This window comes from Saccharothrix violaceirubra (assembly GCF_014203755.1).
GTDB lineage: Bacteria > Actinomycetota > Actinomycetes > Mycobacteriales > Pseudonocardiaceae > Actinosynnema > Actinosynnema violaceirubrum.
The window spans coordinates 6,986,209-7,001,001 of record NZ_JACHJS010000001.1; the positions used below are offsets into that span (position 1 = coordinate 6,986,209).

The following is a 14,793-nucleotide window of genomic DNA, read 5'->3' on the forward strand; positions in this document are numbered from 1 at the left end:
CTACCGTCTGGAGCCATGGACGCACAGGCGGTTCTCGGACTGGCCCCGGACGGCAAGGTGGCGGGCGCCGCCACCAAGCTGGCCGGGTCGTCCGGCTGGCACGGGCTGGGTCGTAGCGACCTGGCCCTGTGGGGGCTGTGCAAGGGCAGCGGTGCCAAGCCATACGCGGTCTGCGTCGACCTGGGCGACCGGGCGACCAAGTGCTCGTGCCCGTCGCGCAAGTTCCCGTGCAAGCACGCCTTGGCGTTGCAACTGCGCGACCTGGGCACGCCGCTGGAGGAGGGCGAGCCGCCGGACTGGGCGCGGGAGTGGCTGGACCGGCGCAAGGCCGCCGCGCCCGTCGACGACTCGCCCGAGGCCGTCGAACGGCGGGCCAGGGCGAAGGAGCGGACGGCCGCCAAGCGCGAGGCGTCGGTGCGCGTGGGCGTGGCCGGGCTGACCGACTGGCTGGCGGACGTGGCGGGCGCGGGCATCGCGGCGCTGCCGGGCCGTGAGGCGGCGTGGTGGCAGGGCGTCACCGCGCGGATGGTCGACGCCAAAGCCCAGGGGCTGGCAGCTGCGGTCGAGAACGTGCGTGCGGCCGTGGCGGCGGGCGGGTCGCGGTGGGCGCACGACGCGGCGGACCGGTTGGGCGGGTTGCACCTGCTCACCCGGCTGGCCGGGACGGACTCGGCGGTCGTGCGCCGGCGCCTCGGGTACTCGGTGACCGAGGAGGAGGTCCGCGCCGCGCCGGGCATGACGGACCGCTGGATCTCGTTGCTGCGCCGGGAGACCGACGAGGGTCGGTTCCGCACGCTGCGGCAGTGGGCGTGGGGGCGGGAGCACGGCTGGGTGCTCGCGGAGCGGCACGCGCGCGGTGATGCCCGGCCGGTGCCCGTGCTGCCGCACGGCGTCGAGCTGCACGCGGTGCTGCACCGGTACCCGGGTTCGTCGCGGGTGGCGCTCGGCGAGGTGATCACCGAACAGCCGCTCGGACCCGTGCCCGCGTCCGCGTCGTGGGTCGAGGCCTTGGCCGGCCTGGAACCGGCACTGCTGGCCGACCCGTGGGAACGCGTGCACCCGGTGTCGTGCGCGGGCGTGCGGCTGTCCGCCGACGCGACCCACGCGGTGGACGCCGAGGGCCGGGCGTTGAGGATCCACGCGGGCCTGGCGCTGGACCAGGTGGTCGCGATCACCGGCGGCACACCGTTCGACCTGTGGGCGCTGTGGGACGGGGAAACGCTGCGCCCCGGCGCCGTGGCCTTGGCAGGCGACGCCCCGGAGGTGCTGGCATGAGCCGACTTTCGAATCCCCCGCCCGAAACCGGCCGCCCCTCCACCGACGCACTCTCCCCGACCACCGCACCGTGGTCCGGAGACGACCACCCCATCGGCACCCGCCGCCCGAGGCCCCGGCACGAACACGACCACCCGGCCGCCGCATCCACCACCGAGTCGACCTTCGGACGCGCCCCTCGCCGCCCGGGGCCACACCCGGCGCAGGGCCGCCACCCCGGCGTACCCACCTCGACACCGCGTCCCGGACACCGGCGGACCGCCCTCCCGACCCGCCCGGCGGTGTCCGCATGAGCCGCGACGCCGAGTGGGACGAGACGGTCCAGACCCTTCTCGTCGGAGCGCACCGATCCGGGGTCGACGCGGCGGAACTCCTCGACCGCTGTGCGGCGTTGGGGCTCGCGGCCCACGGCGCCCCCCTTCCCCCGGTCGCCGAAGGCGGCTTCCTGGAGCAGGCACCCGAAGCCACCGAGGCCCTCGTACCTCCGGCGGCACGGGACGTGCTCGCCCAGATCACGGCGTCCGACGACCAGGTGCTGCTCACCGAGTGGTGCGGCATGGCCAGGGGCGTCGGTTTGGTGGCACACCACCGGGAACTGCCCGTGCTGCTGGACCTGGGCACGTCCCACACCGGACTCAGGCAGGCCGTCACGGCGGTCCTCGGCACGCGCGGCCGGTGGCTCGCGTCCGTGCGGACGCGGTGGAACTGGGCGGTCGCGGCCGTCGAGGCGGTCGACCTCGACAACGCGATGGACCTGCCCGGCCCCGCCCGGCAGGCGGCGTTGCGGCGGGCACGCACGCTCGACCCCGACGGCACCCGCGAGTTCCTCGCCGCCCAGTACGACCGCCAACCCCGCGCGGTCGACCGCCAGGCCGTGGTCAACGCGTTGGAGGCCGGTCTCTCGCACGACGACGAGGCGTTGCTCGAACGCGCGCTCGACGACCTGGCCATCGGCGTGCACGACGAGGCGTTGCGGCTGCTGCGCGCCCTGCCCGACTCGTTGCTCGCCCGCCGGGCCGCCGACCGCCTGCACCGGGGCCTGTGGCTGACCGCCGAGGGGTTCGACGTCCGGTCCGACGAGCTGTGGACCGTGGTCGAACCCGATCCCGAGGAGGCGCGCGACCTGCTGCGCGACGGTTCGGAGTCGGGGGTCACGGGTCGCATCCGGGGTGCTTCGGCCGCCGTGCCGCCGGGCTACTGGACCAGGCGGCTCGGCTCCGACGACGTCGACGCGGCCCGTGAGCTGGAGCGCAGCCCGTGGGCGGCGGCCCTGTTGCGGGGCGTGGCGCAGCGCCTCAACCTCGCGGTCGACGCTCGGCCGTGGGCGGTGGCCGCGACCCGCAGTCTCACCGGCATGGAGCAGTTGGAGATGCTCGCGACGCTGCCCACCGACCTGGCCGCGCGCACCGTCGTCGAAGTGTCGCGGCAGTGGAACTACGACCTGCTCGACCACGCGTGCTCGCAGTTGCCCGCGCCGTGGTCGGCCGAGGCGACGGCCGCGCTGCTGGGCCGCTACGCCGACATGCGCGATCCGCGCTGGCGGGCGGGCCGACCACCGGCCGTGCTGCTGACCAGGGGTGACGCCGAGGTGCTCGGCGCGAACTGGCACGTGATCACCGAACGCTGGCCGACCCACACCTCCGAGTTGGACGTCCTGCGCCTGCGCATGCAGTTGCGCGACGCCTTTGCCCCGCACCGAAAGGACCGACCGTGACCGAGACCGTGCTGCGGCCCGCCGCGGAACAGCAGTACGCCGCCGAGCTGACCGCCCTGGCGGCGACCGACGACCGGCCGCGTCCGCCGCGGTGGCGGATGTCGCCGCAGGCCGTCGTGCGCTACCTGCTCGGCGGGACGCTGTCCGACGGCACGGTGATCACCCCGAAGTACATCGGCGACCGGCGCCTGGTGGAGGTGGCCGTCGGCACGCTGGTGACCGACCGGGCGCTGCTGCTGGTCGGTGTGCCGGGCACGGCGAAGTCGTGGCTGTCCGAGCACGTCGCGGCGGCGGTGAGCGGTGATTCGACGCTGGTCGTGCAGGGCACGGCAGGCACGGGCGAGGACCAGGTCCGGTACGGCTGGAACTACGCGCGGTTGATCGCGGAGGGGCCGAGCGAGGCGGCCGTCGTGGCGAGCCCGGTGCTCAAGGCGATGCGCACGGGCGCGGTGGCGCGGATCGAGGAGCTGACCCGCATGCCCGCCGAGGTGCAGGACTCGTTCATCACGATCCTGTCCGAGAAGACCCTGCCGATCCCGGAGCTGGGCACGCAGGTGCAGGCCGTGCCGGGCTTCACCGTGATCGCGACGGCCAACGACCGCGACCGGGGCGTGAACCAGATGTCGTCGGCGCTGGCCCGCCGGTTCAACACCGTGGTGCTGCCGCCGCCGGCGACCGAGGACGACGAGGTGCGGATCGTGTCGTCGCGGGCCGAGCAGCTCGGCCGGGCGCTGGACCTGCCCGCCCGGCCGCCCGCGCTGGACGAGGTACGCCGGATCGTGCGGATCTTCCGGGAGCTGCGCAACGGGTCCACTGTGGATGGTCGGACGCAGCTCAAGAAGCCCAGCGGCAGCCTGTCGACGGCCGAGGCGATCTCGGTGGTCGCCGGCGGCATGGCGTTGGCGGGCCACTTCGGCGACGGCACGATCACCGCCGACGAGGTCGCGTCCGGCCTGCTCGGCGCGGTGGTGAAGGACCGGGTCTCGGACACCGCGGCGTGGCAGGAGTACCTGGAGACGGTCGTGAAGGAACGCGCCGACTGGCGCGACCTGTACCGGGCGTGCCGGGACCTGGCGTGAGCCGACCCCTGCCCGACCGGGTCACGCTGCTCGGCGTGCGCCACCACGGCCCGGGTTCGGCACGCATGGTGCAGGCCGCCCTCGAGCATCTGCGCCCGGCGATCGTGCTGGTCGAGGGCCCACCGGAGGCGGACGTCCTGCTGCCGCACGTCCGCCGGCTCACCCCGCCGGTGGCCGTGCTGCTGCACGACGAGGCCGATCCGGGCCGGGCCGCGTTCTGGCCGTTCGCCGAGTTCTCGCCGGAGTGGCGGGCCTTGACGTGGGCGGACGCGCACGACGTCCCGTTGCGCTTCTTCGACCTGCCCGCCGCCGCCTCGCTGGGCGGGCCGGAAACACCGCCCGACGACACCCCCGAACCGCAGGTGGCCGTCGACCCGCTGGGCCTGCTCGCCGAAGCGGCCGGTTTCGACGACCCCGAGCGCTGGTGGGAGGACGTGGTCGAGCACCACGGCGACCCCGCCGACCTTGCCGAAGCCGTCGCCGAGGCCATGTCCGCCGTGCGTGCCGAGTACGAGCACCACGTGGACGACCGGACGCTCCGACGGGAAGCGGCCATGCGCCAGGGCATCCGCAAGGCGCTCAAGGACACCGACGGGCCGGTCGTCGTGGTGTGCGGCGCGTGGCACGTGCCCGCCCTGCGCACGCTCCCGACGGCCTCGCTCGACGCGGCGGCGCTCAAGGGCCTGCCGCGGCGCAAGGTGTCCGGGACCTGGGTGCCGTGGAGCCACGGCAAGCTCGCCGCGTCGTCGGGCTACGGCGCGGGCATCGACTCGCCCGGCTGGTACGCGCACCTATGGGAGACCGCCCAGGGCAAGGACACCGTGGCGCGGTGGTTCTCCCGTGCGTGCACCGTGCTGCGCGACGAGGACCTGCCGGCGTCCACGGCGAGCGCGGTCGAGGCCGTGCGGCTCGCGGACACGCTGGCGGCGCTGCGCGGCCGTCCGTCGCCCGGCCTGTCCGAGGTCATGGAGTCGGCGCGCGCGGTCCTGTGCGGCGGCGACCAGGTCCACCTCGACGTCGTGCACACCCGGCTCGTGGTCGGCGAGCGCATCGGCGAGGTCGGCGACGAGGTTCCGCGCTCCCCGCTGGCCGCCGACCTGGACCGGCTGCGCAAGCGGCTGCGCCTGGCGGTCGCGGCCGAGGCGAAGTCGTTGCGGCTCGACCTGCGCCGGGACAACGACCGCGAGCGGTCGAAGCTGTTGCGGCGCCTGGAGGTCCTCGACGTCCCGTGGGGCACGCCGGACGCGAGCCGGGGACTGGGTACGTTCACCGAGCAGTGGCAACTGCTGTGGCGGCCCGAGTTCGCGGTGGCCCTCGCGGTGGCGGCGCGGCACGGCACGACGGTCGAGAGCGCCGCACGGCACGTCCTCGAAGAGCGGGCGGCCGGCGCGTCGCGCGTGGTCGAGGCCGCCGAGGTGCTCGATCACGCCGTCGGGTGCGAACTGCCCGAGGCGGTGGCGGCGGCACGGGCCGCGCTCGACCGCCGGGCCGCGGCGGCGACGGACGCCCTGGAACTGCTCGACGCCCTGCCGAGCCTGGCGACGACGGTCCGCTACGGCTCGGTCCGCGACACCGATCCCGAACTGCTCCGGGTGGCCCTGCACGGCCTGCTCGCGCGTGGCGCGGTCGGACTGCCCCTGGCCTGCCGGAACGTCGACGACGCCACGGCGGAACGCGCGCTGGCCGCGGTCGACGGCGCCGACGAGGCCGTCCGCCTCGCGGCCGACGACGACCACCGGGCCACGTGGCGCCGGGCGTTGCGCTCGCTGTCGGACCTGACCGAGGCGCACGGTCTGCCGGCGGGACGGGCGACGCGCCTGCTGTGGGAGGCGGGCGAGGTCGACTCGGCCACTGTCGAGACCCGGCTGCACCGCGCGGTGTCCACGAACGCCGGCGCGACCGCGTTCGTGGCGGGCTTCCTGCGTGGCTCGGCGGCGCTGCTCGCGGCCGACCGGTCCCTGTTCGCCGTGGTGGACGACTGGCTGTCCGGTCTGGCAGGCCCGGATTTCGAGGCCGCGTTGCCGTTGCTGCGCAAGGCCGTGACGGAGTTCTCGACGGCCGAACGCCGCATGATCGGCGACCGCGTGAAGGGCCGGACCAGGTCCGGGAAGCCGACGGGCGACTGGGACGAGGACCTGGCGGACCGCCTGGTCGCCCACGTCCGCACCCTGCTGGGACCGCGGTCGTGAGCCACTCCCGCCCCGCCGACACGACACCGGACCGGCCACGACGTCCGCCGCCCGACACCGGCAAACCGCGTGCGCCAGTCCTCCGACACCCGAAGGCGGTCCGATGAGCACCGACGAGACCGAACGGCTGCGGCGCTGGCGGTTGCTGCTCGGCGCCGACGCGGGCGACCTGAGCACCCTGGGCACGGACGACGCCCGCCGCGACTCGGCGCTGACCGGCCTCTACGGCGGCGGCCCGGTGGAGGGCGGCGGGCGCAAGCGCGGCGCCGGGCTGAGCGGCTCGGCCCCCGTCCTGCACCGCTGGCTCGGCGACATCCGCACGTACTTCCCCACGTCCGTGGTCCAGGTGATGCAACGCGACGCGGTGGACCGCCTGGGCCTGCGCCAACTCCTCCTCGAACCCGAACTGCTGGCCGGTGCCGAACCGGACGTGAACCTGGTCGGCACGCTGCTGTCGCTCTCGTCGGCGATCCCGGCGCGCACCCGTGAGACCGCACGCGCGGTCGTGCGCAAGGTCGTGGAGGAGATCGAAAGACGGCTGGCGGAACGCCTGAAGGCCGCCGTGCACGGCGCGGTCGACCGTTCGCGGCGCACGCGCCGACCACGTCTGTCCGATGTGGACTGGGACGCCACGATCCGGGCCAACCTCAAGCACTACCAGCCCGACCAGGGCACGGTCGTGGTCGAGCAGCTCAGGGGTCATCGCCGGCGGAGTCGGACGGCGGCGCTCAAGGACGTGATCCTGCTGGTCGACCAGTCGGGGTCGATGGCCGAGTCGGTGGTGTACTCGGCGGTGATGGGCGCGTCGCTGGCGTCGTTGCGCAGCGTGGACACGAAGCTCGTCGTGTTCGACACCGAGGTGGTCGACCTGACCGACGAGCTGGACGACCCGGTGGACCTGCTCTTCGCGACCCAGCTCGGCGGCGGCACGGACATCAACCGGGCCGTGGCCTACGGCCAGTCGCTGGTCCGCCGCCCGTCGGACACGGTGTTGGTGCTGATCAGCGACCTCTACGAGGGTGGTGTGGCGGACGAACTCCGACGCCGGGTCCGGGAGTTGGTGCACAGCGGTGTGACGGTCGTCGTGCTGTTGGCGTTGAGCGACGGCGGCACACCGGCGTACGACCACGAGTTGGCGGCGCAGTTGTCGGACCTGGGCGCACCCGCGTTCGCATGCACCCCGGACCGATTTCCCGACCTCCTCGCCACCGCGCTGCGGAAGGAGGACGTTGCCGCTTGGGCCGAGCAGAACGACATGCCGGTCGGTCGTTAGTCGACCACGACCTCCTCGTCACGCCGGATGCGCCGGCGTGCGCGTGCGGAGGGGCCGCCGACGAGGACGACCAGGACCACGACGATGACCGCCGCGGCGTAGAGCCACAGCGACCCGCCGAGGAGGTAGAGCACTTCTTCGATCAACAGCGCTGCGGCGACGGCGATCACCAACAGGCCGGCCAGGAATCCCACGACTCGTCTCCCGTCGAACTCGTCCACCCGGGCCAATTCCGGCCCGCTCCGGGCCGAAGGGGAGAGTCGACCAAATACGATCGTCACCGATCAACGAACACGTGGTCGGCTTTCGGCTCAACCCGCTCAAGCAAGGGTTGACTTGAAGGTCAAGGCGGGTCGTCGAGGAGGTTTTCCCATGGTCAGACAGCCTCCGTCGCGAACACGCCTGTTGCGTGCGGGCCGGGACGCCCTGCTGTCGGCGGGTTCCCGCATCCTCGCGGAGGGATTGACGATCGAGGCGATCGTCGAACGCGCCCACCTCACCACGACGACGTTCTACAACAACTGGCCCAACAAAGACCGCTTCGGTCTCGTGGGCGGCAAGGAGAAATTCCTCGACGACCTCCTGGGCACGCTGGCGGACGGCACGGCGTACGCGCCGCTGGTGTTCCCGGGCGGCACGGGTGATCCACGACGACTGGTCCGCGACCGCGCGCTCCAGGACTTCCGGGCGTTGTGCGCGGACCCGGCGGCGCGGGCGAGGTTGTTCCTGGCCACGTTCGCGCGCGGGCACACGGCCGCGTTGCGGTCGGCCCGCGTCGAGTACCGGGAGTTGTCCCGGCGCACGGCGCAGGCGTGCGAGGCGACGTTGGCCGAGTGGGGCGCGGTGCTGCGCAAGCCGTTCGGCCCGGATTCGCTGGCGGTCGTGCTGACCGCTTTGGTCGAGGGGCTGGCATTGCGCCGCGTGCTCGATCCGGCGTCGGTGCCCGACGACCTGTTCGGCGACGCGGCCGTGGCGTTGTTGGGTGCCGTGGTCGACGGCGGTCAACGCGACGAGCACGTCGACGACGTCATCGCGCCTTTGGCCGAGGAGGTGTCGCGCGAGTTCCACCCGGACCGTTTGCCCGACGACCCGGAACAGGCGGTGGTGGACGCGGCGGCGCACGAATTCGCGCACCGCGGCTACCACGGGACGCGACTGGCCCACATCGCGACGACCGCGGGCGTCGATCTACCCACCATAAAACGCCTATTTCCTACCAAAGCGGACATAGTGGCTGCCGGTTTGCGGCCGTCGTACGACGAGGTCCGCAAACGCCTCTCCACCGATGTCCGACTGGAACGCCCGGCACCGGAAATCCTGGTGCGCCACCTCGAACGCCTGGCTTTGGCGACGACGGCGCACCGCGCGATGTTCGACGCGTTGATGGTCCTGTCCACCCAGGACGACACGGCCCGCGAGCACGTGCCGAACTTCCCGGCGCTGGTCACCCCGGTGATCGAGGAGGGTCAGCACGCCGGCCGGTTCACCACGGCCCTGCCGGCGGCGGAACTGGCCGCACTGCTCACGGACACGGTCCTGGTCAGGTCGTTCCGCCGCCGCGACCACGCGCCGACAGAGGTCACGAACGCGGTCACGGTGCTGTTGTCGGGCGTGCTCAACGGATCACCACACGCCCCAACGTGAGGAATGGCGTACCGCGCGTGACGACGACGGTCCGCCCGCGGGCGTCGGGTCCGGCCAGCCAGACCTGACCGGTGCGCCGGACGTACTCGCGCACGCGCTCGGGCATTTCCGGCAACCGCAGGAACGTCCGGTCGGATCCTTCCGTCTCCAGGTACGCCTGACGCCCGACACGTGCCCGTCCGGCCACGAACGACACCGACATCGGGTGCCAGTCGTGCGCTTCCAGCAACCGCCGGACGGCACGTCGGCATAGGAAGTGCCGCAACCCCGGCACGGCGAACTCGACGCACAACGGCAACAACACGAACACCCAACGCGACCCGATCAACTCGGACACCAGCCACAGCGCGAGCACGGCGGCCACGGCCAACAGCAGGAACCCGACCGCCCGCCGGTCGGCGCGGTCGAGGCAGCGACGTGCCCAGTCCTCACCGATCACGGGGCCGCTCCCCACCGCTCGCACGCGCACACGCCCTCCACCAAACCAGATACCCGCCGGATATCCGCCCGGTTGATCACCGAAACCGATGTGACACCCCCGACCCCGGACGTCACCCGTCCAGCACCCGGGCGGCGAACAACCGGGGTACACCCCGGAACGTCACGACCGTCTCGCCCCGACGCCCGGGTTCCAGAACCCAGGCCCGCCGATGCCGGTTGATCCGCCCACGAGCAAGCGGACCGGCCGTCACGTCGAGCACGACGTCCTTCCCGTCCCCGTGCACCACCAGCCGCCCACCACGCCAATGCACCCGCACGAACTTCCACGGCGCCCCCTCGGCCATGACCGAGGGCGCAGGCCGCCGCACCATCCCCAGCCCCAACACGACAACCGCGAAAACCAGCAACCCCCACCCGACAGTCCCCCCACCCCACCCCTGCGACACGACCACCAGGTGGACCACGAACGCCACGACGCCGACCAGAACCCACCCGAACGCCCGCCGCCCGGCGATCTCCAGGCAGTACCGCGTCCACTCGTCCTCCAACGCCGCCCCCCGCCCCGACGGCCCGCCGACTCTCCTGATCACCAGAGCGACACCCCCTTCCCGAAGCCAGTCTCCGGACCCGAGGGCACGACACTCAAGCCACAATCGGCCCAGACCGACGTTCGCACCCCAAGACCACACAGTTCGCCGCACCGGACGCACACTCGCGGTGCCCGAGTGCACAACTCGCGGTGTCTGAGTGCATAACTCGCGGTGTCCGAGTGGAGGACTCGCGTGGTGTCCGGCGGCGCGCGGCGCGTGTAGAACAGGCCGGGAACACGTACGCCGATGGAGGGACTTCCCCCAGGGGCAGCCTCCAAGTTAGGCTGCCCTAACAAAGTGGAGGTGCACGGTGAGCGAAGACCGCCGACCACCCGCTCCGCACCCCGCGGAACGGGCCCGGACGATCGCGACCAGGGGCGGACGCGCCGCACTACTGCCCTCGAACGGCACGGAAGCCCGGATCACCCCCGCCTTCCACCACGTCCACCCCACCGGCGAAGCCACGATGCTCCTCCCCGACGACCACCCCCTGGTCCGCACGGGAGCCACCACCGGCATGCTGGAGGTGGCCGACCACGCCCCCGTCACCCTGCGGGAACCGGTCCGCGGCCTGCTCTGGATCACCGGCTGGCTACGGGTCCTCGACCCGCAGGAAGCCCGCCAGGCCTGCCTGGAGGTCGCCGAGCAACGCCCCGACCCCCGCCTCCTGGACGTAGGCCACGGCATGTCCGCCCTGCGCCTGGAGCCCGCGTCGATCGTCGTGGCGGACGCGGAAGGCACCACCAGCCTGCAACCGGACCTCTTCGCCACAGCGGAACCGGACCCGTTCTGCACTCACGAGGACCACTGGCTGCGCCACCTGGAACTGTCCCACCGCGACGTGGTCGGCCTCCTCTCCCAGCACCTCCCGGAACACCTCCGAGGCGGCCACGTCCGCCCCCTCGGCCTGGACCGCTTGGGCCTGCGGCTCCGCGTGGAGGCCACCGACGAGGACCACGACGTCCGCATCGCCTTCTCCCGCCCGGTCGCCACGGCCCAGGAACTGTCCGTCGAACTGCGCAGACTGATGGGCTGCCCTTTCCTCGCCCAACGCCGCTGAATAGCCTGCCCAGGTGATCGACCGCCGAGCCGTCCGCATCGAGCTGCTGCTCGTCTTCGCCGTCACGCTGGGCATGTCCGGCCTGCGCAGCCTGGTCCGCCTGATCGACAGCCTGCTCCAACCGGTCGCTCTCAACCAACAGTCCGTCGCGATCAACGTCCCGCAGGCGAAGTTCGACCTGCTCGACCTGATCGCCCAACTGCTCGGCGTCGCGCAACTGGCCGCCTGGGGCGGCCTGGGCGTCTACCTGCTCTGGCACACCGGCACAAAACTGAAAACCCTGGGCCTCGACCGGACGCGGATCGGCCCCGACGCGCTGGGCAGCCTGGGCCTGGCGGCCGTGATCGGCATCCCCGGCCTGGGCCTGTACCTGCTGGCGCACCACCTGGGCCTGAACCTCGCCGTCCAACCGTCCACTTTGGACGATTCCTGGTGGCGGACCGTCGTCCTGGTCCTCTCCGCGGCGGGCAACGCCTGGGCGGAGGAAACCCTGGTGGTCGGCTACCTCATCACCCGGCTGAAGCAGCTCGGTTGGCGCGACAACGCAGCCCTGCCGGCCAGTTCGATCCTGCGCGGCTCGTACCACCTCTACCAGGGCTTCGGCGGCTTCATCGGCAACGTCGTCATGGGCCTGGTCTTCGGCAAGGTCTGGCAGCGCACCAACCGCCTGTGGATCCTGGTCTTCGCGCACACGATCCTCGACGTGGTCGCGTTCGTCGGCTACACGTTCCTGCGCGGAAAGGTGTCCTGGCTGCCCTGAGTCCGGTTTAGACTGTGGCATGGGGAATCTCGCCGAGGAAATCGCCCTCCTGGCCTACGACGACAGCGGCGCGTTGCGCCTGGGCCGTCCCGTCTTCGAGTACGGGTTGGCCGGTGGCGTGCTGCTCGACCTGGCCCTGGCCGGACGCATCGACGTGGTCGACAACCGCGTCACGGTCCTCGACCCGACGCCCACCGATCACCCGGTCCTCGACCACGCGCTCGCCGCGATCGCCGCCGACAAGGACCGCAAGCCCAAGGACTGGGTCACGCGCCTGAGCAAGGGCCTGCCCGACCGCGTCCTGTCCAGCCTGGTCGACGCGGGCGTGCTGCGCCGCGAGCAGGACAAGGTGCTGCTGCTCTTCCCCCGCACCCGCTACCCCGCGCCGGACGGCGGCGAGCCCGCCGAGGAGACCGAGGCACGGCAGCGCCTGGCCCGCGCGATCACCTCCGAGGACCCGGTCGACCCGCGCACCGCCGCCCTCGCGTCCCTGGTCGCGGCACTGCGGTTCGAGCGGAAGGTGTTCAAGGACCTGCCGCACGCCCAGGTCAAGGCCCGCTTGAAGACGATCACCGAGGGCGACTGGGCGGGCAAGGCCGTCCGCCGCGCCGTGGACGAGATCCACGCCGTCCTGACCGCGACCGTCGTGATCCCCGCGATCACCACGACGAGCTAGCGGTCCGGCCCTGCCATAGCGAGCAGGACACGCGCTAATACGCGAGCAGGAACCGCCGCAAGGTCCGCGCCGACGCCTCGACCACGACCCGCGCCACCACGGCCGAGTCGACGGACGAGGCATCGAGCCCGGTCACGTCCAGCGCCGAGTTCTCGGCGACCCACCGCGCCACGGCACCCAAAGCACGTCCGAACACCTGGATCCCGAGTTCTTCCTCGGTCTCCCCGACCGCGCTCCTGGTGACGAGCCCGCCCACGGCCCGCAGCCCGATGCCCTGCCCGCGCAGCACGCCGTCCTCGGCGGCACCCCGCAGCACCCGCGCCGCCCGCTCCAACCGCCCGGCTTCGGCCGCGGACCCGGTGCGCACGACGGCGACCGGTCGGCCTTCGCCGTTGCCGAGCACCAGAATCTCCTGTTCGGACACCACGATCCGCGTCGCGTTCCCGTATGGCCGGTCGACCTTCGCCCCGGGCAGCACCTGTCCGCCGACGAGCAGCCGCAGTTCGTTCAGCACGTCGGGATCGGACACGACGACCACACCGGGTCCGTCGGACTTCAACGCGGAACGGTTGACGTCCAGGCACACCACCAGGCCGATCCTGGGCTCTTCGGCGATCCGGCCGTTGAACCGACCCGCCAGCAGCAGGACCCGACCCTGGTCCGGCACCTCGCCGATCACCGCCGCGTGCCGGAACCGCGCGCCCATCCTGAGCACGAAGTCCACCCCCGCACCGGGCTCGACGTCCACCAGGAACGACGCGTTGAGGCCGATCAGGTCCGCGACGCGCACGATCACGTCGGCCGCCTCGGCGCTGCCGACCACGCCGCCCGCCAGCGCCCCGACCTCGCCGAGGACCAGGTCGCGCGCCGAGGTGATGATCAACTCGACCGCACGCCGGGCCGCCGTCTCGATCCCGTGCAGCAGCCGGATCGGATGCGCGCCCGACCGCATGGCGTCGACCAGTCCGTCGACCGCGTCCGACGTCACCGCCACCGCGGACGCGCCACCGTCACCCGCCTCCGACCGCACCTCGCGCACCAGGTCACGGGCGTACTCGACGCCCAGCAGGTCCCGTGAGTCGTCCGGCTTGAACACGTCCACGATCGTCGAAGCGTCCCCGGCCTCCACGGGTGCACGGTCGACATAAAGCACCGCCCGCCGCCCGTAAGGCCCCAAAGTCCGACACACGCGATCGGCCACGGCCCGGAACCCGCGCGCCACCAGCAACTGCCGGGGCGTGTACGTCGCCGTCGGCGCCACCCGCACGACCCCGGTCCCGGCCCGCCCGATCCGGATCGCGCCGGCCGTCCCGTCCGGGAAGAACAGCGGCGTCTGCCGGTCCCCGACCGCACGGGCCGCGTACGCCGCCCACTCCGCGACCTCGACCCAGCCGTCGCCGTCGAGGTCGGCCGCGCCGCCGGACAGCCCTTCGATCAGCACGTCCGTGTAGACCGACTTGTCCTGCCCGAACGCGTCGGTCGCGCTCAACACGACGTAGCCCTCGCCGGCTTCGACGACCGGATCGGCGACGACACCGCCGAAGCGGCAGTCCAGCACCAGCACCCGGGCACCGGCCGCGCAGTCCGCCAACTGCTCGTGCACGAACGACCGGGGCACGGCGGTGGCGGCGGGCCGGTCGAGGTTCGTGTCCGAGGCCGCGAAGTGGAGTCGGCGTCCGGCCGTCATCACGCCGTGGCAGGCGAAGAACACCAGCACGAGATCACCGGGTTCGCGGTCGAGCACGTCCTCCACCGCGAGCCTGATCTCGCCGGCCGACCGGTCGCGCAGCACGGTCACCGACGTGAACCCGCCGATGTCCGGATCTTCGAGCACGGCGGCGAGACGTTCGACGTCCGACGCGGGCGACCGCAACCGGGCGAGCCGGACGTCGTCGTACGCACCGGTGGCGACGAGCAGCGCATAACGACCCACGGGCCGATCCTCCCACGTGCCCCAGGTGACACAACGTTCAACCGGATGGACCCGCGATTCGCACAACGAATCGCCGCTTCAGTCATCTACTACAGTCGACTTGACCCGGAAAGCCCGCTCACGGGCTGCGACTTCCACACCTTCGGTCTACCCTCGACC

At 72.6% G+C, this 14,793-nt stretch carries 13 protein-coding genes; 9 read left to right on the top strand and 4 right to left on the bottom strand.

All coding sequences use genetic code 11. The features are described 5' to 3' along the window. Positions 1-15 precede the first annotated feature (15 nt). From F4559_RS32380 to F4559_RS32400, 5 genes are all read left to right on the top strand, one after another. Positions 16-1,275 carry an SWIM zinc finger family protein gene (locus tag F4559_RS32380; RefSeq protein ID WP_184674875.1) on the top strand — a complete coding sequence of 420 codons (1,260 nt, stop codon included), beginning with the start codon at positions 16-18 and terminating at the stop codon, positions 1,273-1,275. 289 nt (positions 1,276-1,564) lie between these two features. Further along, complete coding sequence (locus F4559_RS32385) at positions 1,565-2,989, top strand: DUF5691 domain-containing protein (RefSeq protein WP_184674876.1); 1,425 nt, start codon at positions 1,565-1,567, stop codon at positions 2,987-2,989. Continuing rightward, positions 2,986-4,068 (top strand): ATP-binding protein, encoded by a 1,083-nt coding sequence (locus F4559_RS32390; protein ID WP_312865925.1) that lies wholly within the window; start codon positions 2,986-2,988, stop codon positions 4,066-4,068. Before F4559_RS32385 ends, F4559_RS32390 begins: the two co-directional genes overlap by 4 nt. Beyond that, entirely contained in the window at positions 4,065-6,257 is a 2,193-nt protein-coding gene (locus tag F4559_RS32395) for a DUF5682 family protein (RefSeq protein WP_312865926.1), read from the top strand. Before F4559_RS32390 ends, F4559_RS32395 begins: the two co-directional genes overlap by 4 nt. Positions 6,258-6,360: 103 nt before the next feature. Further along, positions 6,361-7,530, top strand: coding sequence for a VWA domain-containing protein (locus tag F4559_RS32400; RefSeq protein WP_184674877.1), 1,170 nt, complete (start codon positions 6,361-6,363; stop codon positions 7,528-7,530). Here F4559_RS32400 and F4559_RS32405 read toward each other — a convergent pair. Beyond that, positions 7,527-7,724: a hypothetical protein gene (locus tag F4559_RS32405; protein ID WP_184674878.1), complete on the bottom strand. Its 198-nt coding sequence runs from the start codon at positions 7,722-7,724 to the stop codon at positions 7,527-7,529. The genes F4559_RS32400 and F4559_RS32405 overlap by 4 nt on opposite strands. A gap of 178 nt (positions 7,725-7,902) precedes the next feature. Between F4559_RS32405 and F4559_RS32410 the strand changes: the two genes are divergently transcribed. Continuing rightward, positions 7,903-9,174: a TetR/AcrR family transcriptional regulator gene (locus F4559_RS32410; RefSeq protein ID WP_184674879.1), complete on the top strand. Its 1,272-nt coding sequence runs from the start codon at positions 7,903-7,905 to the stop codon at positions 9,172-9,174. Here F4559_RS32410 and F4559_RS32415 read toward each other — a convergent pair. Beyond that, a complete protein-coding gene (locus tag F4559_RS32415; protein ID WP_184674880.1) occupies positions 9,146-9,613 on the bottom strand; it encodes a hypothetical protein in 468 nt (155 codons plus the stop codon). The genes F4559_RS32410 and F4559_RS32415 overlap by 29 nt on opposite strands. A gap of 112 nt (positions 9,614-9,725) precedes the next feature. After that, positions 9,726-10,205 carry a hypothetical protein gene (locus F4559_RS32420; RefSeq protein ID WP_312865927.1) on the bottom strand — a complete coding sequence of 160 codons (480 nt, stop codon included), beginning with the start codon at positions 10,203-10,205 and terminating at the stop codon, positions 9,726-9,728. Between the two features lie 310 nt (positions 10,206-10,515). Here F4559_RS32420 and F4559_RS32425 point away from each other — a divergent pair, with 310 nt between their 5' ends. The 3 genes from F4559_RS32425 (at position 10,516) to F4559_RS32435 (ending at position 12,701) form a co-directional block, all read left to right on the top strand. After that, positions 10,516-11,265, top strand: coding sequence for a DUF2470 domain-containing protein (locus F4559_RS32425; RefSeq protein ID WP_184674881.1), 750 nt, complete (start codon positions 10,516-10,518; stop codon positions 11,263-11,265). A 73-nt stretch (positions 11,266-11,338) separates the two neighbouring features. Continuing rightward, the gene (locus F4559_RS32430; protein ID WP_184676476.1) at positions 11,339-12,025 is read left to right on the top strand and encodes a CPBP family intramembrane glutamic endopeptidase; all 687 of its coding nucleotides are present in this window, start codon (positions 11,339-11,341) and stop codon (positions 12,023-12,025) included. Positions 12,026-12,044: 19 nt separating this feature from the next. Then, positions 12,045-12,701: a GOLPH3/VPS74 family protein gene (locus F4559_RS32435; protein ID WP_184674882.1), complete on the top strand. Its 657-nt coding sequence runs from the start codon at positions 12,045-12,047 to the stop codon at positions 12,699-12,701. Positions 12,702-12,735: 34 nt separating this feature from the next. Here F4559_RS32435 and F4559_RS32440 read toward each other — a convergent pair whose 3' ends face one another. After that, positions 12,736-14,634 carry a caspase family protein gene (locus F4559_RS32440; protein ID WP_184674883.1) on the bottom strand — a complete coding sequence of 633 codons (1,899 nt, stop codon included), beginning with the start codon at positions 14,632-14,634 and terminating at the stop codon, positions 12,736-12,738. Positions 14,635-14,793 lie beyond the last annotated feature (159 nt).